21 protein-coding genes and 1 other annotated feature are annotated in these 21014 nt (G+C 50.2%); of the genes, 12 read left to right on the top strand and 9 right to left on the bottom strand.

The window, feature by feature from the left end:
* The first annotated feature begins 29 nt into the window (after positions 1–29).
* From ACFQI7_RS17115 to mdh, 10 genes are all read left to right on the top strand, one after another.
* Positions 30–527, top strand: coding sequence for a phosphatidylglycerophosphatase A family protein (locus ACFQI7_RS17115; RefSeq protein ID WP_218098055.1), 498 nt, complete (start codon positions 30–32; stop codon positions 525–527).
* Positions 528–646: 119 nt separating this feature from the next.
* A complete protein-coding gene (locus tag ACFQI7_RS17110; protein ID WP_218094944.1) occupies positions 647–838 on the top strand; it encodes a glutamate decarboxylase in 192 nt (63 codons plus the stop codon).
* Between the two features lie 86 nt (positions 839–924).
* On the top strand, positions 925–1851 hold the full coding sequence (accD, locus tag ACFQI7_RS17105) for an acetyl-CoA carboxylase, carboxyltransferase subunit beta (RefSeq protein ID WP_218098054.1): 927 nt from the start codon (positions 925–927) through the stop codon (positions 1849–1851).
* A complete protein-coding gene (locus ACFQI7_RS17100; protein WP_218098053.1) occupies positions 1841–2821 on the top strand; it encodes an acetyl-CoA carboxylase carboxyltransferase subunit alpha in 981 nt (326 codons plus the stop codon). Before accD ends, ACFQI7_RS17100 begins: the two co-directional genes overlap by 11 nt.
* Positions 2814–4571 (top strand): pyruvate kinase, encoded by a 1758-nt coding sequence (gene pyk, locus ACFQI7_RS17095; RefSeq protein WP_218098052.1) that lies wholly within the window; start codon positions 2814–2816, stop codon positions 4569–4571. Before ACFQI7_RS17100 ends, pyk begins: the two co-directional genes overlap by 8 nt.
* Before the next feature lie 241 nt (positions 4572–4812).
* Positions 4813–5214 (top strand): acyl-CoA thioesterase, encoded by a 402-nt coding sequence (locus tag ACFQI7_RS17090; RefSeq protein ID WP_218098349.1) that lies wholly within the window; start codon positions 4813–4815, stop codon positions 5212–5214.
* A 6-nt stretch (positions 5215–5220) separates the two neighbouring features.
* On the top strand, positions 5221–5616 hold the full coding sequence (locus ACFQI7_RS17085) for an FxsA family protein (RefSeq protein WP_218098051.1): 396 nt from the start codon (positions 5221–5223) through the stop codon (positions 5614–5616).
* Positions 5617–5938: 322 nt separating this feature from the next.
* Positions 5939–7051, top strand: coding sequence for a citrate synthase (gene citZ / locus ACFQI7_RS17080; RefSeq protein WP_218098050.1), 1113 nt, complete (start codon positions 5939–5941; stop codon positions 7049–7051).
* Between the two features lie 346 nt (positions 7052–7397).
* On the top strand, positions 7398–8693 hold the full coding sequence (icd, locus tag ACFQI7_RS17075) for an NADP-dependent isocitrate dehydrogenase (RefSeq protein ID WP_218098049.1): 1296 nt from the start codon (positions 7398–7400) through the stop codon (positions 8691–8693).
* 400 nt (positions 8694–9093) lie between these two features.
* The gene (mdh, locus tag ACFQI7_RS17070) at positions 9094–10035 is read left to right on the top strand and encodes a malate dehydrogenase (protein ID WP_218098048.1); all 942 of its coding nucleotides are present in this window, start codon (positions 9094–9096) and stop codon (positions 10033–10035) included.
* A gap of 114 nt (positions 10036–10149) precedes the next feature.
* Here the strand turns inward: mdh and ACFQI7_RS17065 are convergent, their stop codons facing one another.
* From ACFQI7_RS17065 to ACFQI7_RS17055, 3 genes are all read right to left on the bottom strand, one after another.
* Complete coding sequence (locus ACFQI7_RS17065) at positions 10150–11019, bottom strand: AraC family transcriptional regulator (protein ID WP_218098047.1); 870 nt, start codon at positions 11017–11019, stop codon at positions 10150–10152.
* 54 nt (positions 11020–11073) lie between these two features.
* Positions 11074–11838 (bottom strand): phytanoyl-CoA dioxygenase family protein, encoded by a 765-nt coding sequence (locus tag ACFQI7_RS17060; protein WP_218098046.1) that lies wholly within the window; start codon positions 11836–11838, stop codon positions 11074–11076.
* Between the two features lie 118 nt (positions 11839–11956).
* Positions 11957–13270, bottom strand: a complete 1314-nt coding sequence (locus tag ACFQI7_RS17055; RefSeq protein WP_218098045.1) for an ABC transporter substrate-binding protein — start codon at positions 13268–13270, stop codon at positions 11957–11959.
* 561 nt (positions 13271–13831) lie between these two features.
* Positions 13832–14086 (top strand) — a binding site (T-box leader).
* 52 nt (positions 14087–14138) lie between these two features.
* On the opposite strand from ACFQI7_RS17055, the gene tyrS reads away from it, so the two are divergent.
* A complete protein-coding gene (gene tyrS, locus ACFQI7_RS17050; protein ID WP_218098044.1) occupies positions 14139–15398 on the top strand; it encodes a tyrosine--tRNA ligase in 1260 nt (419 codons plus the stop codon).
* Between the two features lie 45 nt (positions 15399–15443).
* Here the strand turns inward: tyrS and ACFQI7_RS17045 are convergent, their stop codons facing one another.
* From ACFQI7_RS17045 to ACFQI7_RS17020, 6 genes are all read right to left on the bottom strand, one after another.
* A complete protein-coding gene (locus ACFQI7_RS17045) occupies positions 15444–17042 on the bottom strand; it encodes an ATP-binding protein (protein WP_218098043.1) in 1599 nt (532 codons plus the stop codon).
* Between the two features lie 55 nt (positions 17043–17097).
* Positions 17098–17508 (bottom strand): LytTR family transcriptional regulator DNA-binding domain-containing protein, encoded by a 411-nt coding sequence (locus tag ACFQI7_RS17040; RefSeq protein WP_218098042.1) that lies wholly within the window; start codon positions 17506–17508, stop codon positions 17098–17100.
* A 199-nt stretch (positions 17509–17707) separates the two neighbouring features.
* The gene (locus tag ACFQI7_RS17035; protein WP_218098041.1) at positions 17708–18046 is read right to left on the bottom strand and encodes a LytTR family transcriptional regulator DNA-binding domain-containing protein; all 339 of its coding nucleotides are present in this window, start codon (positions 18044–18046) and stop codon (positions 17708–17710) included.
* Positions 18047–18056: 10 nt separating this feature from the next.
* On the bottom strand, positions 18057–18182 hold the full coding sequence (locus ACFQI7_RS17030; RefSeq protein ID WP_268966816.1) for a hypothetical protein: 126 nt from the start codon (positions 18180–18182) through the stop codon (positions 18057–18059).
* Between the two features lie 5 nt (positions 18183–18187).
* Positions 18188–18679, bottom strand: a complete 492-nt coding sequence (locus ACFQI7_RS17025) for an accessory gene regulator B family protein (RefSeq protein ID WP_218098040.1) — start codon at positions 18677–18679, stop codon at positions 18188–18190.
* Positions 18676–19338, bottom strand: coding sequence for a hypothetical protein (locus tag ACFQI7_RS17020; RefSeq protein ID WP_218098039.1), 663 nt, complete (start codon positions 19336–19338; stop codon positions 18676–18678). Before ACFQI7_RS17020 ends, ACFQI7_RS17025 begins: the two co-directional genes overlap by 4 nt.
* Before the next feature lie 360 nt (positions 19339–19698).
* On the opposite strand from ACFQI7_RS17020, the gene ACFQI7_RS17015 reads away from it, so the two are divergent.
* Positions 19699–20820: an ATP-binding protein gene (locus tag ACFQI7_RS17015; RefSeq protein WP_218098038.1), complete on the top strand. Its 1122-nt coding sequence runs from the start codon at positions 19699–19701 to the stop codon at positions 20818–20820.
* Positions 20821–21014 lie beyond the last annotated feature (194 nt).

Here is a 21014-nt window from a genome sequence, read left to right as displayed (position 1 = left end):
CTGATCTTTCGGAGGAGGCGTTGTTTTTTATGACTCAGGATGATACGATTATCGAATGCTTGGAGAGACGCGGCGTTACCGTCGACAGCATAGCGGAAATTGTTCTTTCGCTGCAGCTTCCCTATAATCCAAAGCTGACCAAACAACACTGCATCGACAGCGTCCTGCATGTGCTTGGAAAGCGCGAAGTGCAGTACGTTCTTCATACGGGCATCGCACTCGACGAGCTTGCGGAGAATAACATGCTGCCCCAGCCGCTGCAGGCGATCATGGAAGCCGATACCCCGCTCTACGGCGTGGACGAGACACTGGCGCTCGGCATCGTGAATGTGTACGGCATGATCGGACTGACGAGCTTCGGCTATTTGGACAAGAAAAAAATCGGCATCATCCGCGAATTGAACGATCATCCTACCGGAATTCACGTGTTTCTGGACGATCTGGTCGCCGGACTGGCCGCGGCGGCATCGGCCCGGCTCGCTCATCGGCATCAGGATGAATTGGACAACCCCTCGGGTCAAGCATAAGGCAGCCGAAACAACAGCCATCCTTGGAAATAGACCTTCCGGCCCCCTTGATGCTCCGGTTGCGGGAAAAAGTGGACTTATGATATCATTATTGCATTATGTTCGGGAGGTCTTTTTTCATGTGGACGGTTATTTATATCGCTCCGACCGCGAAAATTGCTGATAAAATCAAGCAAAGACTTACGGAAGAGGGATTTCTTGTACAGGTTAGGGCAATCAACATGACAAAGAACCAATTCGAAATCGTGGTACCCGAAGGCGAAGTGGAAGAAGTGCAGGAAGTGCTGAACTCCATTTTGCATCGATCATAAATACTGTTTCTCATTTAAAAGTGCTTCGATCCAGAAGCTTTTCTTCATTTTGGACAGGTTTAAAACCGTAGGGCGAGGTGTAGTTCATGCAATTCAAAGACTTATTCCAGAAGAAAAGAAAGTACGCCACCGTTCCTTCAACAAGCAGGCCTGTGCAGAACCCGGTGGTCGACGGACAATTGGACGTTCCGGAGGAACGGCCCAGGCGTGAAATTCCGGAAGGCTTGATGAACAAGTGCCCAAGGTGCGGAACGATCCAGTACAACAAAGAGCTGGATAAAAATTTAAAAGTATGTACGGCGTGCGACTATCATTACAAGCTGAACGCAGTTGAGCGTATTCAAATGATAATGGACGAAGGTCAATTCCAAGAGTATGACAGTGACATGGCGTCTGAAGACCCGCTCAATTTCCCGGATTACAAAGAAAAATATGCCAAAAGCGTCGACGCTACCGGGATGAATGACGCCGTTATAACCGGTGAAGGAACCATTGGCGGCTATCGCGTGGTTGCGGCGGTCATGAGCTTTGATTTCATGGGCGGTTCGCTCGGTTCCGTTGTCGGCGAGAAAGTGACCAATGCGATCGAGCAAGCCATCGAAAAAAAGCTTCCGCTACTCATTTTTTCTACTTCCGGCGGCGCTAGGATGCATGAGAGCATTTTAAGCTTGATGCAAATGGCCAAGACGAGCGCGGCTTTGGCGAAGCTGAACGAGCAGGGCGGGCTTTATATTTCCGTCATCACGGACCCTACGTTCGGCGGTGTGACGGCCAGCTTTGCAACATTAGGCGATTACATTATCGCTGAGCCGGGCGCCTCTTTCGGCTTTACCGGACGCAGGGTCATCGAGCAAACGATTCGGCAAAAGCTGCCGGAAAACTTCCAGACGGCGGAGTTCAACTTGGCGCACGGTCAGCTTGATATGGTAACCCACCGCAAAGAAATGCGCAGTACGTTGTCGCGTCTTCTTGCGATGCACTCGCTCCAGGAGGTGACGGAAATTGGCAGCTGAATTGCCGTTTGAACAACCGCTCATTGAAGTACGTGAGAAAATCGAAGATTTGAAAAAAATCAGCCAAGACAAGCAGATCGATTTTTCCGATGAGATCGCCCTTTTGGAGAAGCGTTACAAGCAGCAAGAAGCGGAGCTCTACAGCAACTTGAACACTTCGCAAAAGATGCAAATTGCGCGCCATCCGCAGCGTCCGACGACGCTGGATTACATTCAGCACATTTTCACGGATTTTATCGAGCTGCACGGCGACCGGATGTTCAGCGACGATTTGGCGATCGTCGGCGGCGTGGCCCGGCTGAACGGCGTGCCTGTGACGATTGTCGGGCATCAAAAGGGAAAAGATACGAAGGATAACATCGCCCGCCATTTCGGGAGCCCGCATCCGGAAGGATACCGCAAATCGCTTCGCCTGATGCAACAGGCGAACAAGTTCAAGCGGCCGATCATTACCTTCATTGATACGAAGGGCGCTTATCCCGGAAGCGCCGCGGAAGAGCGCAACCAAGGCGAGGCGATTGCCCGCAATTTGATGGAAATGTCGTCCATGCGCGTTCCGATCGTTTGCGTCGTCATCGGCGAAGGCGGCAGCGGCGGCGCATTGGCGCTTGGCGTGGGCAACCGCGTATTTATGCTCGAGAACGCCATTTACTCGGCGATTACGCCCGAGGGCGCAGCTTCGATTATTTACAGAGATGCTTCGAAATCGATGGAAGCGGCGGAAGCGATGAAAATTACAGCCGACGAAATATTGAAACTCGGAGTTATCGAAGGCATTATTCCGGAACCGAAGGGCGGCGCCCATCGGGATATCGTCGTGCAGGCCGAGGCAATCAAGCAGGTGCTGTGGACGAATCTGCAGGAGCTTTCCAAAATGACAGAAACTCAACTTATTGAAGACCGATATGCGAAATTCAGAAAAATCGGCCGCTTCACCACTATTCAGGAGGGTAACCCTAACCATGCGTAAAACCAAAATTGTATGTACGATCGGTCCGGTGAGCGAATCGCTGGACATGTTCAAAAAATTGATCGAAGCCGGGATGAACGTCGCCCGGCTCAACTTCTCCCACGGCGACTTTGAAGAGCACGGGAATCGAATCAAGAATGTGCGTCAGGCTTGTCAGGAGCTGGGCAAAAATGTAGCGATTTTGCTCGATACCAAAGGCCCGGAAATTCGTACGGGCAAGCTGAAAGACGATCAAAAGGTCGAACTCGTGCAGGACAACCTGATCACGTTAACGACCGAAGAGATTATCGGGGATGCGGAGCGCGTATACATTACATACAAGGATCTTTATAAAGACGTGAAGATCGGTTCCACCATTCTGATCGACGACGGCCTCATCGGGCTGACGGTAGAAGATATTCGCGGCACGGACATTGTATGCCGCATCAAAAACGGCGGATTGCTCGGCGGGAAAAAAGGCGTTAACGTGCCTGGCGTGAAAATCAATTTGCCGGGGATTACCGAAAAGGATGCAAACGACATTATTTTCGGCATTCAGCAGGGTGTTGACTTTATCGCTGCTTCTTTCGTGCGCAAGGCAAGCGATGTCATCGAAATCCGCGAAATTTTGGAGCGCCACAACGCGAAGCATATTCAAATCATCTCCAAAATCGAAAATCAGGAAGGCGTGGACAACCTCGATGAAATTCTTGAAGTGTCCGACGGCCTGATGGTAGCTCGCGGCGACTTGGGCGTGGAAATTCCGGCCGAAGACGTACCGATCGTGCAAAAGGCGATGATCAAAAAATGTAACCAAGCCGGCAAACCGGTTATTACCGCGACGATGATGCTCGATTCCATGCAGCGCAACCCTCGCCCGACCCGTGCGGAAGCGAGCGACGTGGCGAATGCGATCTTCGACGGAACGGATGCGGTTATGCTGTCCGGGGAAACCGCGGCAGGGAAATACCCGATCGAATCCGTACTGACGATGGCTCGCATCGCCGAGCGCACGGAAACGGCGCTGGAGCATCGTGAAATTTTCGTTCGTCAAAGCAACGCCCAGCAGCGGACGGTAACGGAGGCAATCTCGCAAGCGGTAGCGAACTCCGCGCTGGATCTGGACGCCAAAGCGATTCTTACCGCTACGGAGAGCGGATATACAGCGCGGATGGTGTCCAAGTATCGCCCGAAAGCGCCGATCATTGCCGTTACGCCGGATGAGCGCGTGCTTCGTCGGTTGTCGCTCGTATGGGGCGTAACGCCGATCAAGGGCGAGTCTTGCACTTCCACCGACCAACTGTTCGAGCATGCGGTCGATATGAGCGTTAAGGCTGGTCTCGTCAGCTTGGGCGACCATGTCGTGATTACGGCCGGCGTACCGGTAGGCCGCTCCGGAACGACGAACCTGATCAAGGTGCATCAAATCGGCGAAATGATCGCCAAGGGCCAAGGAATCGGCACGCAAATTGCCACCGGTAAAGTCGTTACGGCTCGCACGGCGGAAGAAGCGCTGTCCAAAGCTTCCGAAGGCTGCATTCTTGTTACGTTAACGACGGACAAAGAATATATGCCTGCTTTCGAGAAGGCGGCGGCCGTCATTACCGAGACTGGCGGCATTACGTCCCACGCGGCTGTTGTCGGCATCAGCCTGAGCAAACCGGTTATCGTGGGCGTCGATGGCGCGACTGAAATTTTGAAAGACGGCGCCGAAGTATCGATTTATCCGGAAGTAGGCGTTATTTACTCCGGCCGCGCACGCGTACTGTAATTGAAGGCAGCTTCCGAGCAGGAGCGATCGCTTCAAGAAGGGCAACAAGCAGTCGGTTATTCGAAGCTTGTCGCGTTTCAACAAAATGGTATTGGACAAGCAGGAAGCAGCGTATCTTGTATATTACGAATGGGGGAGCGAAATCGAAGAACGGTTTCGCTCTTTCGATTTCGGGCATATCGTCTGGGGAAGTCAACTTGCGCCATTCGATATATGGCAACAAAAGGAGGCTGCTGCGACGATGTTTACACATGAGCTTCGCGTTCGTTACCAGGAGACCGATCAGATGGGCGTCGTGTACCATGCCAACTATTTGAATTGGTTCGAGATCGGCCGAACCGAGATGATCCGCGAGATGGGGATGACTTACCGCACCCTGGAGGAAAAAGGACTGCTGCTGCCGGTCATTGAAGCGGAACTCAAGTTCCGCCAACCGGCCCGGTACGATGACCGGATCACCATCGCTACGCGCATTGTCGATTTTACGAATCTTCGCCTTCAATTTGCGTGCGAGATCAAAAGAGGGGATGAACTGCTCGTCAGTGGAGGAACGAAGCACGTATGGCTGAATCGGGACTGGAAACCGGTCCGCATTGACAAGGAAGCGCCGGAACTGTTTGCACTTCTTCAGAAATGGAGCTGAGCTTTTATGTTTCGTATCATTGTTATTGCGCTTATCCTGGTTCCCGCCATTGAAATATGGGGACTGTTTGAGATGGGAAAGCTGATCGGCGGCTGGCAGACGTTCGCTCTGATTGTGCTGACCGGTTTTCTGGGGGCATGGCTCGCCCGCCGGGAGGGCCGCAAAGTATGGGTGTACGCCAGGCAGCAGCTGTCCGTCGGGGCCATTCCGACCGATTCCATCCTCGACGGAATCGCGATTTTTGCCGGCGGGCTTTTCTTGATGTCCCCGGGCTTTTTAACGGATGTGTTGGGCTTCCTGATGGTCTTCCCGGTCACGCGGCCAATATTTAAACGTTGGATTTTGGCTATTATCCGAAAACGGATCGGGACAGGCAGCTACTCCTTTTTCTGGCGGGAGTAAAAGTTGTCGAAACGGTCGAAACAAAGCGGAATATCCGACAAGTTTCAGTATAAATTAACAGCAATTAGAAAATGCTTTTACAGGGGAAATGACGCGGACCATGTTCCCGGTGGCAGCAAGAATTGTTGCATCCAGCCACCGGTTTCTTGCTGGTCACGAGCAGCCGGTTTCTCAAAAACGGCGCGGGATCAACGAATATTTTTGATCAGAAGTTTTTTCTATGATGCTGATAATGAACTTTTATGTCTGAATTTGTTCACATTGTCTTCTAAATCAATTATAGTAGACTTATGTGCAATTGAACGCAAAAGGAGAGATTATCTTGACAGCTACCAAAGGTTTGGAAGGAATTGTAGCCACAACGTCCTCCATCAGCTCGATCATTGACGGTGTGCTAACCTATCGCGGCATCAACATCGACGACCTTGCGGAGAACGCCACATTCGAAGAGGTAGTGTATCTGTTATGGTACGGCAAGCTGCCGAATCGCTCCGAATTGGACCATCTGGTCATCGAGTTGAGCGGATATGCTCAAATTCCTCAGCAAATCATCGATCAAATCAAGCTCTACCCGAAAGACGTTAACTCTATGGCTGCCCTTCGCAGCGCCGTTTCCAGCTTGGCGCTGTACGATGCGGAAGCAAACGATATGAGCACGGAAGCGAACCTGCGCAAAGCGAAAAAACTGCAAGCTCAGCTGCCGACGGTTATTGCGGCTTTCGCGCGCATTCGTGCTGGCCAAGAGCCAATCGCACCGAAATCCGGCGTTTCGATCTCCGAAAACTTCCTGTACATGCTGACAGGGAAGCAGCCTGACAAAGTTGCGGTTGAAGCGCTGGACAAAGCGCTCGTGCTTCATGCGGACCATGAGCTTAACGCTTCCACCTTCGCGGCTCGCGTAACCGTAGCTACGCTGTCCGACATTTATTCCGGCGTTACTTCGGCGATCGGCGCGTTGAAAGGACCGCTGCACGGCGGTGCCAACGAAGCGGTGATGGCGATGCTGGAAGAAATCGGCACGGCCGATAACGTAACGAACTACATCAATGAGAAGCTCGCGAACAAAGAGAAGATCATGGGCTTTGGTCATCGCGTCTATAAAAACGGCGACCCTCGCGCGAAGCATCTGCAAAAGATGTCCCAAGAGCTCGGCAAAATTACAGGCAACATGAACTGGTACAACATGTCGATCCAAATCGAAGACATCGTAACCGGACAAAAAGGCTTGAAGCCGAACGTAGATTTCTACTCCGCGTCCGTGTACACTTCGCTGGAAATTCCGCGTGACTTGTTTACGCCGATCTTTGCGATCAGCCGTACTTCGGGTTGGACGGCGCACATTCTCGAGCAGTACGAGAATAACCGCCTGATTCGTCCTCGCGCGGAGTACACAGGCCCGTCGCATCAAGCATATATCCCGATCGAGAAGCGCTAATCGGGGACTGTCTTTGACTAGCAGCTGCCAACGGGCTGCTGCGGTGCTCGCATGCACTCGTCCCTTATTCAAGGGGCGGGTACTCGCGCCGCGGCTCCCGTTCATTTTTGAGTCATAATGAAAGCATATCTCAAGGACAACAACTGACAGCGGCAAGCCTGATGTCACAGTTGCGAAAGGGCTCTGTATACTTCGCGTGAACTGCGTTGCAACCGTTACATTGGGTCAATGAATGTCAGTTGTTAACTAACAAACGGGTGCCGTCTACAGGACCGCAAAGCCGTTGATCCTTGGCAAAATCCATCGTCAGCTTGCTGGCAACCAATACGAGGAGGTTTACATAACCATGGCACAATTCGAACAATACGCACTGCCTACGGAAGGCGAGCGCATTACCATTACGAACGGCAAATTGAACGTTCCGAACAACCCGATCATCCCTTTCATCGAGGGTGACGGTACAGGCCCGGACATTTGGGCAGCTTCCAAGCGCGTGCTTGACGCAGCGGTAGAGAAGGCATACAAAGGCGAGAAGAAGATTGCTTGGTACGAAGTATTTGCCGGCGAAAAAGCGTTCAACCAGTTCAACAACTGGCTGCCTGCCGATACGCTAACGGCGATTCGTGAGTACATCGTTGCGATCAAAGGACCGTTGACTACGCCGATTGGCGGCGGGATCCGCTCCCTGAACGTGGCACTGCGTCAAGAGCTTGACTTGTATGTTTGTTCCCGTCCAGTTCGCTATTTCAAAGGCGTACCTTCCCCGGTGAAACGTCCTGAGCTGGTAGACATGGTTATTTTCCGCGAGAATACGGAAGATATTTATGCCGGCATCGAGTGGGCTGCCGGTTCCGAAGAAGTGAAGAAAGTGCTTGCGTTCCTGCAAAATGAAATGGGCGTGAAGAAAATCCGCTTTCCGGAAACGTCCGGTATCGGCGTGAAGCCGGTTTCCTCCGAAGGTTCCAAGCGTTTGATTCGCGCGGCTATCGAGTATGCCATCGAGCATAACCGGAAGAGCGTAACGCTCGTACACAAAGGCAACATCATGAAGTTTACCGAAGGTGCGTTCAAAAACTGGGGCTATGAGCTTGCCGAGCAAGAATTCGGCGACAAAACGTTCACTTGGGCGCAATACGATAAAATTAAAGAAGCACAAGGCACTGACGCTGCTAACCAAGCGCAAAAAGAAGCGGAAGCTGCCGGCAAAATCATCATTAAGGACGCGATCGCTGACATCGCGCTGCAGCAAGTATTGACTCGCCCAACCGACTTCGACGTGATCGCGACGTTGAACCTGAATGGCGACTACTTGTCCGACGCGCTGGCTGCTCAAGTCGGCGGCATCGGTATCGCACCGGGCGCTAACATTAACTATGTAACCGGTCATGCGATCTTCGAAGCTACGCATGGTACGGCTCCGAAATATGCCGGTCTTGACGTCGTTAACCCGGGTTCCGTTATTTTGTCCGGCGTTATGATGCTTGAACACTTGGGCTGGCTCGAAGCGGCGGATCTGATCTACAAAGGGATGGAAACGGCGATCAACAACAAGACCGTCACTTATGACTTTGCTCGCTTGATGGAAGGCGCAACGGAAGTGAAGTGCTCCGAGTTCGCAAATCAAATTATCAAAAATTTCTAATCCTCCAAGTCTCGTGCTCCAATGGGGTTATAGTGCAAGGAACGCGTTTGTCCTCGGGCGCATGAGCTGACGCCATGCAGCCCGAGGACACGCTCTCATGCGTGCGTGGGCTCGTGAATCGGGCATATGGCGGTATAATCGCGTCTGTCGGCGAGCCGTTTAGCCTCATGGGCTAAACGGGCTCGCCGACACGCTTTCATGGGTGTGAAAGAGCGTAGGATTCGCCAAAGCACCTCCTACGTTTTTTTTGCCCGGTACGGGGCGCAAGCGCAAACCGTTCCCCTCCTTAGGCTTAGCGCTTCGGAGCAAAGCCAGTGGCTCTATGAGTTATGCGGATCCAGGAAGTACAACATAATAAAGGTGTACCCGGCACACAAATATATCTCAGGAGGCTATTCCCATGGCAATCCAACGCAAAAAGATTACCGTTGTAGGCGCAGGTTTTACGGGTGCGACCACAGCATTGATGCTTGCGCAAAAAGAACTCGGCGACGTCGTTCTGCTCGACATCCCGCAGCTGGAAAACCCGACCAAAGGTAAAGCGCTCGACATGCTCGAAGCTTCCCCGGTACAAGGCTTTGACGCTAACATCATCGGTACTTCAAGCTATCAGGATTCCGCTGGCTCCGATATCGTGATCATTACTGCGGGGATCGCTCGTAAGCCAGGCATGAGCCGCGATGACCTCGTGAACACGAACGCAGGTATCGTGAAATCCGTTTGCGAAAACGTGAAACAAACGAGCCCGGGAGCGATCGTCATCATCCTCAGCAACCCGGTTGACGCGATGACTTACGTGGCTTACCAAGCACTCGGCTTCCCGAAAAACCGCGTTATCGGCCAATCCGGCGTGCTTGACACGGCTCGCTACTGCACGTTCATCGCACAAGAGCTGAACGTTTCCGTAGAAGACGTGCGCGGCTTCGTGCTTGGCGGACATGGCGATGACATGGTTCCGCTTGTTCGTTACTCCAACGTTGGAGGTATTCCGATCGAGAAGCTGATCCCGGCGGACCGCATCGAAGCAATCGTAGCGCGTACGCGTACAGGCGGCGGCGAGATCGTAAACTTGCTCGGCAACGGCTCCGCTTACTACGCACCGGCCGCTTCGCTCGTGCAAATGACAGAGGCCATCCTGAAGGACAAGAAGCGCATTATTCCTGCCATCGCACTGCTGCAAGGCGAATACGGCTATGATAACCTGTTCATGGGCGTACCGACTTTGCTTGGCGGGAACGGTATCGAGAAAGTATTTGAGCTTGAGCTGCTTTCGGAAGAAAAAGCGGCGCTCAACAAATCCGCCGAGTCCGTCCGCAACGTGATCAAAGTGGTTACGGGCTAATCTCACAATAGCGTGGACAACATACAGAAACAGCCCTTGGCGTAAAGCCAAGGGCTGTTTCTTATGTCCAATAAGCAGTTGATGCTTACTGGTATCCTGCTATATTCCGGTTTGTTATTCGTCATTCAACCATAATCCATATTTTTGACGGTACTGCATGGGGGTTAGTCCGGTTTTTGCTTTGAACAATTTGGTAAAGTAGTTGGCATTGTCAATGCCGAGCTCACGCGAAACTTGTGAAACCGGTTTAGTGCAGTGGATCAAAATGCGCTGCGCCTGCTCTACCTTCAATTGATGCACAAAATGCAAAGGGGCCTGCTTCGTAAATTGAATAAACAGCTTTCGCAAATGCGATTCGCTGAGCTGCACCAGCTCTGCGAGTTCTGCGATTTTTGGCATTTTACCCGGATGTGCCAGTAAGAACTGAATAATCGCATGAATGCGGTTGTCCATTTGGCTTATGGAGGAAGGAAGCGCGTCCTTGCCTACTTTGTTCAACAAGGCAAACAAAATGCGCAGCATGTTCGATTGCATCAGCAGGTGTACATACGGTGAGGGCGTTTCCGAATGGGTGCGCATTTCCGAAATAACCGGTCCCAGCTCCTCATGCATCCCTTGGAATAGCACAGGTACATTGAGCACGTTCATCCAGTTTTGGCCGCTCAGAAACGAAATCTCCGCATCGAAATTAATGCTTGTAAGCCGGATCTCCCGAGAAGTGGAGCGTGCGCTGATTACCCCGTTCGCCGGCATCACACAAATATGACCTTCCTTGCAGCGATGCGGATTGCCGTCAACCCACAGCATAAATTCGCCTTGCTCCACAAACCAAAGCACGGAATGCCTTAATACTTTTTTATGAATGCGCCACCGGTAATCGAGCGGATGAGGCTGGATGTGCAGGAAACGAATCTGCAGCGATTCCAGCCAAAACGCATCGGGATGTTTCGTTCCGTTTGCCATGTCTTTTCGAACGTTTGCCATGCAGGTCTCCTAACTTCATGAGCACCGGGATGGGCCCCTTGTTGAGCGTGCTTTTCAATCGGTTGGTATGACGCCTTTAATATCTTCGTTGCGTTTGAAATGATCTTCGCCTCGCACCAGATACGTTCGAATGCGGTTCGTATCGCCGCCCCATTCGTCCATTTTAAACTTCACCTCAGGGGTCGTATAACGGACGGAGAAGGCGACGCGCGGTATGTTCGAGCAGTTCATCTCGGAGCCATGGAAGGTCGCTTCATTGAAGAAAGCAAGCTGCCCGGGCGACATCTCGAGATCGACGATTTGGGACTCGTGTATCAGCTCGGAGGGAAGAGCGTCCTGAAAAGCGGATTGGCTATCCCCTGTCGGCACATGCTCGACGATTGAGCGGTGAGAGCCTGGAATGACACGCAAACACCCGTTTTCCCGAATCGACCAGCCCAGGCTGACCCATGCCGTTGCATTGATGGCCGGTTCCATCGGCCAATAGTTGATGTCCTGATGCCACGGAATATATTTGCTGTTGTTCGGTTCTTTGTACCAAAAGTGCATTGCCCAAAGCACGACGCTATCACCAAGAATTTGCGTCATGGCGTTTACGATGCTCGGATGCGTCGCCAGCTCGTAGGCCCAGCGGTATTTTTGGTGCCAGGCGGACATCTTTTTGTTCGTCGCGGCCGGTTCGAATTTGGACTGACCCAGAACTTCGAAAAAACGATCATAGTAATGGTCCGCTTCCTGAAGCGTAAGACCTTGAACCGGGCCGCTGAAACCTTCTTCCTTGTATTGTTCGATTGAGAAGGGGGTTCCTTTCGTAATCATGCCATGACCTCCATACGTTTGTAAATGAGACGGGCTTTCTTCGCCTTATGAGATCATTATATTGCTTTTGAACCGCCGCATATCAGATACGATATCGATCAAAAATCGTTCAAAACGATTATTTTCCTTCGCTTATCATTTTGTTGATCTTTTCATCCGCTTCTCTAAGCGCCGTGTTCACGTCGACTTTGCCGGTTGCATAATCCGCAAAGCTGCTGAGCAAAAGCGGAGTCGATTTCGAATAAAATTCCGAGTACGCGGGGGCAGGCGCCGGTTGGCTCTTGAAGATGGCTGCGATGTTTTTGTCATTTAAAAAGGGCACATCCGCGCCGAATTCCGTCTTCATTTGCGGGTGTTTCAGCGGCGACAGCTTGGCGGACTTTCTTGCGTTGATCAACTGCACCTCGTCGGAGGTCAGAACGCTGATCACCTGCATCGCTTGATCTTTATATTTGCTCTGCTTGGAAATAAACATCATCCAAGGATTGGACAGCCCATAGGTGTTCGGCCGTTCCTCGAAGCTCGGGTATTGGGCAATGTCCCAATGAAGCCCCTCCTTCGTAGGGGCGTCGAATTGCGTAAGCCGGTTATAGGTTGCGAACATGGCGAGCCGCTTCTCTTTTGTAAAATCGTTAAACGGATTGGAGGTTTGCTCGTTGCCCGGGATGGAGAACATGCTCTTTCCGAGTTCAAACACTTTTTTCCACTGCTCGTTATTGACGTCGGCCTTGTTTGTTTTACCGTTCACGATAATTTGAGACAGGGACAATCCCAGCCGCTGGACGCCGTCAGGATCGAGGCCGCGGTATTGGATGCCGTTGTCCAGGCGGGTTAACATTTTGGCCAAATTGACCGTCTGCGTCCATGTCATGCCGTCCTTCGGGTAAGGAATCCCGAATTTATCGAAAATATCTTTATTGTAAACCATCATGAATAGTTGGAGATTAAAGGGGAGTCCGTATAAAACGCCGTCGGAGTTGACCCTGATGGCATCCAGGGAGTTCGGTGAAAACCGGTCAAGATCGAATTGTTGCGATTTGATCAAAGGCGAAATATCAAAAAACACATCGAGATCCTTCAGATCCATCATTCCGCCGGTCCAGTCCGTGAACAGATCGGGAACCTGGCCCGCAGCCACAAGCTCTTTCATCGAAGCGCCTTTGCCTTTCTGAATGATATTCAGCGTAAGATGAGGGTACTTCTTCTTCACGGGCTCGATGAGCATGGGCTCAAATTCAAGCTCCGTCGACGAGGCTAAAATGTTCAGCGTCACGGGTTCCGTTCCGCTCACGCGTGCACTGCCGGTTCCCGTGCCTTCCGGCGCTTGCCCGGCAGGTTCGCTTCTCTGGCCCGTATGATCGCTATTGCTGCACCCGGCAAGCGCCGCGGCCACTGCAATGATGGACAAACAAAGCAGACGGTTCTTTATCATAGGACTCCCCCTAAATGATTTGACAGCGATAATAAAAAACAAATGCAGCATGTTAAATTGTTGAAGCGCTTTCAACTATGGGTATCGGGTTCGCAGAGAGAAAGAAATGCGCAAATTTGCAGGAGCAAACAGCATTCACCATAGGTGGAGTGGATGTCGTGGGGCCATCTGGTTCGGATGAGACCATTGTACAGCGGTCCCGTTTTCGCATACAAGAGCACATAACGATTATTAACAAGACAAAACGATTATTTCAGGCGGTGCAGTTTCCGTTGACACCCCGCCGTCTTCCTTATAAAATGATTACAATTTCCATATGTATCCATCCTACGACGCTGGAGGTAATATTGATTGAGCCGCTCATCCAAAGGCACCCGGCTGTCCCAGGTTAAAACAGCAGGCGGGAAGCTCCATTTTATGTTCGAGGATCCCGCTGGCAACCTGTTCGGCGAAGCACGCTGACGGTGAGCTGCAGCTTAACGGAATTCGAATCGATTGACAACGTCTCTGATTTGTGTTTTAATCTTCGTTATAATTAAATATCGGATAAAGCGATGAGGGACATGGTTAGAACATAACCGAAGTAGGGAGAATGTCGGATGCGGTCAGAGAGCCGGTGGGTGGTGCGAACCGGTGCATGCATTTTTGCCGAATTACAGTCCTGAGACGGAAAAGGGAAAGGGCAGCATGATGCCACGAGTAGCTTTTGCCCGGCGAGAGCCGTTATAGGAAAGAGTGAAAGAAGTCGACGGGACATCGGTCCGTTCGCTTCTTTAATTAGGGTGGTACCGCGAGACAAACCTTCTCGTCCCTTCTGGGATGCAGAAGGTTTTTTGTATTGAGGCGAGAACATGAGGAGGAACTGAAGATGAGCCGATTTGACCAGCTAACCGAGCAACAGAAGACCGAAGTGGAAAGACAACTGCAAATCGTCAGCCGCGGCGCGGCGGATATTATTCCTGTGGCGGCACTCAAGGAAAAAATGGCCGATTCCGTTGCGGAGGGCCGGCCTTTACGGGTGAAGCTGGGATTGGACCCGTCGGCACCGGATATCCATATCGGTCATACGGTAGTGCTGCATAAGATGCGGCAATTTCAAGATTTGGGGCACGAGGTACAGCTCATTATCGGCGATTTCACCGGACGGATCGGCGACCCGACAGGGAAATCGGAGACGCGGAAGCAGCTATCCGAAGAAGATGTCGCACGGAATGCGCAGACGTACCGCGAACAGCTGTACAAAATTCTCGATCCTGAGAAGACGAAGTTTTACTTCAACTCCGCGTGGCTCGGCGAAATGAAATTCGAAGAAGTGCTGCAGCTAGCCGGCAAATTAACGGTAGCGAGAATGCTGGAGCGGGACGATTTTGCAAAACGGTATGCCGGCAATCAGCCAATTCATATTCACGAGTTTTTTTACCCGCTCATGCAAGGCTACGATTCCGTCTCGCTGCAAAGCGATATCGAGCTTGGGGGCACCGACCAAACGTTTAATATCCTGATGGGCCGGACGCTGCAAGGCGCTTATGAGATGAAAGACGGTCAAGTCGCTATCCTGATGCCGCTGCTCGAAGGGCTTGACGGCGTTCAGAAGATGAGCAAGAGCCTGGGGAACTATATCGGGATTGACGAGGCGCCTAACGAAATGTTCGGAAAATCGATGTCGATTCCGGATGAATTAATGCTCAAATACTACGAGCTTACAACGCCGATGTCGGGCGAAGAACTGCAGGACTTAAAGCAAGGCTTGGAGAACGGGACGGTTCATCCCCGAGATGCCAAGATGAAGCTGGCCAAAACGTACATCGGCATGTATCATGGCGAGCAAGCGGCGATCGACGCGGAACACTATTTCATTACCGTCTTCCAGAAACGCGCCTTGCCGGATGAGATTGAGGTGATCGAGCTTAACGAATCGGAGCTTGAGGACCAAATGATTTCAGTTACCAAACTGCTTGTTACGCTCGGGCTGCAATCTTCCGGCAGCGAAGCCAAACGTAGCGTTACGCAAGGGGCTGTCAAAATCAACGAGCAAAAGATGGACGATGCGAATGAACGGATCACGGTACAAGACGGTGATATCGTTCAAGTCGGCAAGCGGAAATTCGCAAAGATCAGTCTCCGATAAAGCAAATAAACGGCAGTCTCCTATCTTACGTAGCTGCCGTTTCTATTAGCTCGCTTGCTTCTGCGACACCGGTAAAAGGATGCGGAACGTCGTCCCATGCTTCAACGTACTTTGCACTTCAATTTTACCGTTATGATCCTGAATCGTCTTATGGCAGACGGACAGCCCTAATCCGGTTCCATTTTCTTTCGTCGTATAGAACGGATCGAAAATCCTTTGTAATTCCGGGTCGGGAATGCCTTCTCCCGTATCTGCAATTTCAATAACGGCCGTTTTGCCGTCTTTTTGCATCAAGCGTATTGAGATGACGCCGGTATCTTTCATCGCTTCCAAGCCGTTTTTGACAATGTTGAGCAGCACCTGAACGATTTTGTCGCGATCCATATCGATGTAAATCGGAGACAACTCGTTCTCATAATGGACGCGGTGACCGTAGAACGTAGCCTGCGATTCGGAAAGACTGACGACCCGCTCAATGCATTCCTGCAGCACTTGCGACTTCACATTGACGATATGCGGTCTGGAAAATTGCAAAAACTCAGAGGTCAACTCGCACATTCTCGTAACTTCGCTATCCATAATGTCATACCAGGGCCTGATATTGAATTCATGGTTTCGGGAAATTTGCAAGAAGCCCTTGATCGTCGTTAGCGGGTTTCGAAGTTCGTGGGCCATGCCTGCGGCCAAATCGCCGACGACATTCAGCTTTTCCGTGCGAAGCATATGCTCTTCCCGCTTTAACCAGTTCTCTCGTTTCGTTTGCAGCAGCTTGTCTTCCGTTAATGAGAACAAGTCATCCAGTGTTGCTGTTTCTTCCGGGTAAAGGGTATAGACAAAAATCATTTTCAAATCAACCCAATGCGTTAACCGTATTCCGATAATATCGTGAATCTCGGTAATCGTATTTTCTTTTTGGGGGAGACATACGATGAATTTATCGCCTTGGCGGGATATGATTTGCTCCCCAGGAAACGATATTTTCAGGAATTGGGCTATTTTTTTCAGCGTTTCATTGCCGACAAGAACGCCCTGCTCATCGTTCATCGCCTTGAAATTGGTACAATCGATCAGGACGTGCACAAAGGGCCGATTGTCTGCAATCAGCTTCTCCACTTGTTTGTAGTATTCCTGATAGTTTAACAAGCCGGTCAACGGATCGTGCATTTCCAGAAGGTGCTTGTCGAACCGCAGAGACTGTTTCTCGCTTTCGGAAACTTTAATATATCGGATGATCAGTACCGTTACAATAGATGCCATGACATCCGAGAACGATACGAGAACGTCGTATTCATTGCCGGGAACATAGCTTAAGCGGATGAGGGTATATTGCGCAATAAACAGCACAGAGACGGCAAGCGACTTTTGCAAGTTTTCCGCCCGGTAGATCGGCTTAAGGGCAATCAACAAATACAGTGTATAACACCAGTCCAAATGGCTGATCCAATGGAAAACGCCGAGAAACAGTAATTGGAAAAGGAAAAAGCCCTTAGTATATTTATTTTCAACGTAAACGGCGCTTAAAAACAGCATGCCGGTTATGATCAACGAAAAGCTGTTGGAGGTTTTGTGAAGTATCAGCGCCGAGCAAGCGATAAAAGCAACAATCGCAGGAAGGAATATGAGATATACGATTTTAATATTCATAGTCTGACTCCCAGGTGTTGAATGATCCGAATGGTACCGCATGTGGTTGTCCATCCTACCTCATAAACTTTCTGGCCCTGTTCCAAAGCGGAAACCGATTCTCGATTTGACGCGATATCACTTTTTTGCCCGGAGACTTGCGAATATATTGTTCTACTGAATTCCGATGGATCCTTGCCACGGACGCCGTTTGATCGGAATCGGGAAATCGCAGCACTAGCGTATTCTCTTCGAAACAGGACACTTTCTTGAAGTTGACGAGATGAGACCGGTCGGTCAAACGGAACAAATCGGACTCCAAATCCTCCGCAAAGCTTTCCAGGCCTCTTTGTTCCAGATACTTCTTATTACCGATCACGAACACGGCAAGGCGATCTTTATGTACCGTGATGAAGTCACAGTCGTCGGTATGTATATTCAACTTTTGTCCTGTCTCCATGTCCTTCACATAAACCCAAAAACCCATGACGTAAATTCACACCCAGCAATATTATATTCACGAACGGTCAGGCGTTCCTGTTGCAAGTATAATATCACAGTTTTTTCCATTGAAAAATAGCGGAAAAGGTACCCCAAAACGGTCTGGAAATAAAGCTCAAAATCTATTGACATTTTTGGATGAAAATGATATAAGCCACACATTACGCTTCACGTAATGGTGTGGCTCACTGTTTTAAGTATTTTTTGTGCCTTGCTCTTGAGACGGTAACATAGGTGCCGTCATCAAAGCGCGCTTCGATTTTGCCGAAAACCGATGTTACGACTTCTTTGATCTTGCTTAAATTGGTGATGTTGTCGGTATCAAGCCTCACAAATCCAAACTGAGCAAAAAATCCTTCCGCCGATTCGATAGATCCCATGAGTGAAAATTCCAATTCTTCGCCGTAATCGGAGTGTACAAAAAGTTTGTACTTGTGATTCTTTTTGGAGTAAAAGTAATAGATTCCACTTACCTCGATATCTACCTTGTTCCCTTCAACATCGGTGCAATTTAATAGAATCATAGCATTGCTCTTACTTCAGTTCAGAAGGAACTTCTTTTTCTCCCATCGGAAACTTCTGAACGACAGCGAAAACAAGCGCGCACACACCCAAGAAAGACGAAGCATACTTCGCAGCCAACATCGATACTTTTTTCATAGTTCTCACCTCCTTTCCGGAATTAGAACCAGCGCATATACAAGGCATATTAATGTGAGTGCCTGGTCAGCAAACATCGAAATCGCAATCACAAGGCCGGCAGAGAGTATTCGCCTCACAATCTTTACCTTGGATTTCCATAATATGATGGCGGTGCACACGAGCGTAATCGGTAGGATCCAACCTTCAGGATAGTTCACATGGGGGACGGGAACGATTAGCGCTGTCGTCACAATGACGCAAATCGTAAGTGATTTGAAATGAAAGCCGCCTGTCAGCATTCTTAAAGCGGCAAATACGATAAGGATCACTAACGTCTTTTGGAATACAGAGGTTACAACGCCGATGTATAGTATAAGAATTGTCGTTAATATCGTGTTGATTAATAAACTGAGCGCGTAGGTCATGACTTCTACGCTGCTTTTCGTTTCTTCCGGATTCGCCTTCTTAATGGCGAGCGATATTTTATAGGCGGCAATATCTATCGGGTCTCTCATATGCGATATTCCTCTTTGTATGCAAGGTATAGTAGCGCACCAAGAGTTAGAAGGCCGACAAGCACCACGTTAAAGCCCGGTCCGCCGAAATTGATGACCCAAAACATGTAGCTCGTTAACAAAATGACCGCAAGAAAATGAAAAGTGGAGGTGATTTTTTCCCTCTTGGACAGTCTGCGAGTCCGCTCATGCGGAGGGACGGCGACATAGGAAAATCCCAAATTGAATTTGTAGATCAAGAATGCGATTAACGCCCCTGTACACTCACCGGTAAACTGAAGAGTAAAAATGCTAAGTCCCGTCGCTTGCGCTGCAACTTCTTCTGTGACAATTCCAGCAAAGTCTAGAAACTTAAACATGATAATGACGGCTTCCGTATACGCTAAGGTGCCGATGATCGATAGAGTAAGCGAGTGATAGTAGTTAACCTTTATGATGTACCTTAAGGAGAGCATTAAGATGACAAACTGTCCAAGCATATCCCACTCGGGAAGATGAAGTATCGTGCGCATGATAAACGATTCAATAGAGCAAACGAAAGCAATTAACAAGCATTCTTTGATGTATGAAAAAAACGGCCACCTGAAGATTTTGAAAATTAAGGACAGTACGACTAATATGTCCAGTGTCCCAAAAACCAAAAACAGAAACTTATCCATCCAGCTTTCACCTTTTCCCCGATGTCCATCCAAATTCGCTCTATTATCCCAAATATACTCCAAAATACCTCAAAATTCTACTAAATTTTCTTTAGTATTAATAGACATATTAATAGGATTATGTTATTTGCGCCGAAAAAACCATAAGCCAGATAGGTCAAAAGTCATAATACGGTATTTGGTCTTACGGGCGTATCATGTGCAGCGGCAGAAATGATTGTTTTCCATCGATTGCTTAAAACCATTATCCATTTACATCCATTTCATTATCAGTTATAATATACGTAAACACGTAATTACGTAATTATTATAAAAAATTCCTCTATACGTGTTATTTCAATCCGAGGGAGTGTGGTAGGAATGAATCGGGATTATGGCGCTGAGTTGGATGCATTAAAAGCACAATTGGCGGAACTCGATAAGCTAGTTCGGCATATCGCGGGGCTGGAAGGAAAGCCTGCTGCGGAAGAAGCGACCGGACGTGCGGAAAAAGAGGTGTTTACACACGGAAGCGGAAATGGAGCGGAATCGTGCGCGATCTATTTCTCCGGTTCATACCGCAGCGGCGATCAAACGGTACGCCTGGAACCGCAGGAGAGACAATCGGACGAAGTGCTGGGCTTGAACCGCGCCAAAGCGGCCAAAGTGCTTTCCGCGCTTGGACACAAGCAGCGGCTGGATTTGCTGCTTGAAGTGTGGAACGAGGCGCTTACGGGGGCGGAGCTCGTGGAACGGCTGAATATGGGGACAACCGGCCAGCTGTACCACCATTTGAAGGCATTGACCGGAGCAGACTTGCTGATACAGGAAGAACGAGGCGGGCGTTATACGGTCCCGGCGCATCGCAGGTTTCCACTGCTGCTCCTGTTGTCGGCCGTGTCCGATTTAATCGATACGAGCGATTACATCGATATGACCGAGGCGCGCAACGAAGCGCACAGTTATTTGGGTGCGGCTACAAAGGAGGGGTACGATCTTCATCAGCTCCTGTGGGCCGTGGTCGACAATTCGGTCCTCGAACATCAGGCAGGTTACTGCAGCGAAGTGGGCATTTATTTGCATGACGACGGCAGCGTGACCGTTGCGGACAACGGAAGGGGCATTCCGACGAGGCTGCTGCCGCAAACCGGGCAGCCGGCCGTGCAATCCGTGATGACCAAGCTCGATTTGCTGGGCGACTTGAAAACGTCGTTTGTCGCACCCGGCGCGGAGAAAGGGATCAGCATCGCGGTTGTCAATGCGCTATCGCGGACGTTGAGCGTAGAAATCCGTATTGACGGCAGCATTTGCCGGCAAGAATATCGGCATGGCATCCCGCAATCCGGGCTAATGACGGTCGGAGAGACGAATGAGACGGGCACCACGGTGACATTCAAGCCGAATAGCGACTTGTTTGCAGGCCGCTTTGACAAAGCGGCGATCGAAGCACGGGCAGGCGAACTGATGGAAGCATACCCCGGGCTTCGACTGCGCATTCAATAAATACCCTAAGCCGGAGATACGACAATGGACGGATGGAGCGAACGAGGCTCCGTCCGTTGCTGCGTTCAGAAGCAGCGTTTTTCGCTGCGAAAGCAAACACGGCAGGCAGTTAAGCAGCCTACGCTGAACAACATCGCAATGCGCTATAATGGCGAAATCACAAAGACAATTCCATACTTGTAAAGAGCAACCCT

It is taken from the genome of Paenibacillus allorhizosphaerae (genome assembly GCF_042659105.1).
Taxonomy (GTDB): domain Bacteria; phylum Bacillota; class Bacilli; order Paenibacillales; family NBRC-103111; genus Paenibacillus_G; species Paenibacillus_G allorhizosphaerae.
Note: the sequence above shows the minus strand (reverse complement) of the source record. Positions and strands in the feature narration are given on the sequence as shown.

Coding starts and splice junctions, on each gene's coding strand:
- ACFQI7_RS17115 (WP_218098055.1), top strand. CDS start 30: ATGACTCAGGATGATACGATTATCGAATGCTTGGAGAGACGCGGCGTT.
- ACFQI7_RS17110 (WP_218094944.1), top strand. CDS start 647: ATGTGGACGGTTATTTATATCGCTCCGACCGCGAAAATTGCTGATAAA.
- accD (WP_218098054.1), top strand. CDS start 925: ATGCAATTCAAAGACTTATTCCAGAAGAAAAGAAAGTACGCCACCGTT.
- pyk (WP_218098052.1), top strand. CDS start 2,814: ATGCGTAAAACCAAAATTGTATGTACGATCGGTCCGGTGAGCGAATCG.
- ACFQI7_RS17090 (WP_218098349.1), top strand. CDS start 4,813: ATGTTTACACATGAGCTTCGCGTTCGTTACCAGGAGACCGATCAGATG.
- ACFQI7_RS17085 (WP_218098051.1), top strand. CDS start 5,221: ATGTTTCGTATCATTGTTATTGCGCTTATCCTGGTTCCCGCCATTGAA.
- icd (WP_218098049.1), top strand. CDS start 7,398: ATGGCACAATTCGAACAATACGCACTGCCTACGGAAGGCGAGCGCATT.
- mdh (WP_218098048.1), top strand. CDS start 9,094: ATGGCAATCCAACGCAAAAAGATTACCGTTGTAGGCGCAGGTTTTACG.
- ACFQI7_RS17065 (WP_218098047.1), bottom strand. CDS start 11,019: ATGGCAAACGTTCGAAAAGACATGGCAAACGGAACGAAACATCCCGAT.
- ACFQI7_RS17060 (WP_218098046.1), bottom strand. CDS start 11,838: ATGATTACGAAAGGAACCCCCTTCTCAATCGAACAATACAAGGAAGAA.
- ACFQI7_RS17055 (WP_218098045.1), bottom strand. CDS start 13,270: ATGATAAAGAACCGTCTGCTTTGTTTGTCCATCATTGCAGTGGCCGCG.
- tyrS (WP_218098044.1), top strand. CDS start 14,139: ATGAGCCGATTTGACCAGCTAACCGAGCAACAGAAGACCGAAGTGGAA.
- ACFQI7_RS17045 (WP_218098043.1), bottom strand. CDS start 17,042: ATGAATATTAAAATCGTATATCTCATATTCCTTCCTGCGATTGTTGCT.
- ACFQI7_RS17040 (WP_218098042.1), bottom strand. CDS start 17,508: ATGGGTTTTTGGGTTTATGTGAAGGACATGGAGACAGGACAAAAGTTG.
- ACFQI7_RS17035 (WP_218098041.1), bottom strand. CDS start 18,046: ATGATTCTATTAAATTGCACCGATGTTGAAGGGAACAAGGTAGATATC.
- ACFQI7_RS17030 (WP_268966816.1), bottom strand. CDS start 18,182: ATGAAAAAAGTATCGATGTTGGCTGCGAAGTATGCTTCGTCTTTCTTG.
- ACFQI7_RS17025 (WP_218098040.1), bottom strand. CDS start 18,679: ATGAGAGACCCGATAGATATTGCCGCCTATAAAATATCGCTCGCCATT.
- ACFQI7_RS17020 (WP_218098039.1), bottom strand. CDS start 19,338: ATGGATAAGTTTCTGTTTTTGGTTTTTGGGACACTGGACATATTAGTC.
- ACFQI7_RS17015 (WP_218098038.1), top strand. CDS start 19,699: ATGAATCGGGATTATGGCGCTGAGTTGGATGCATTAAAAGCACAATTG.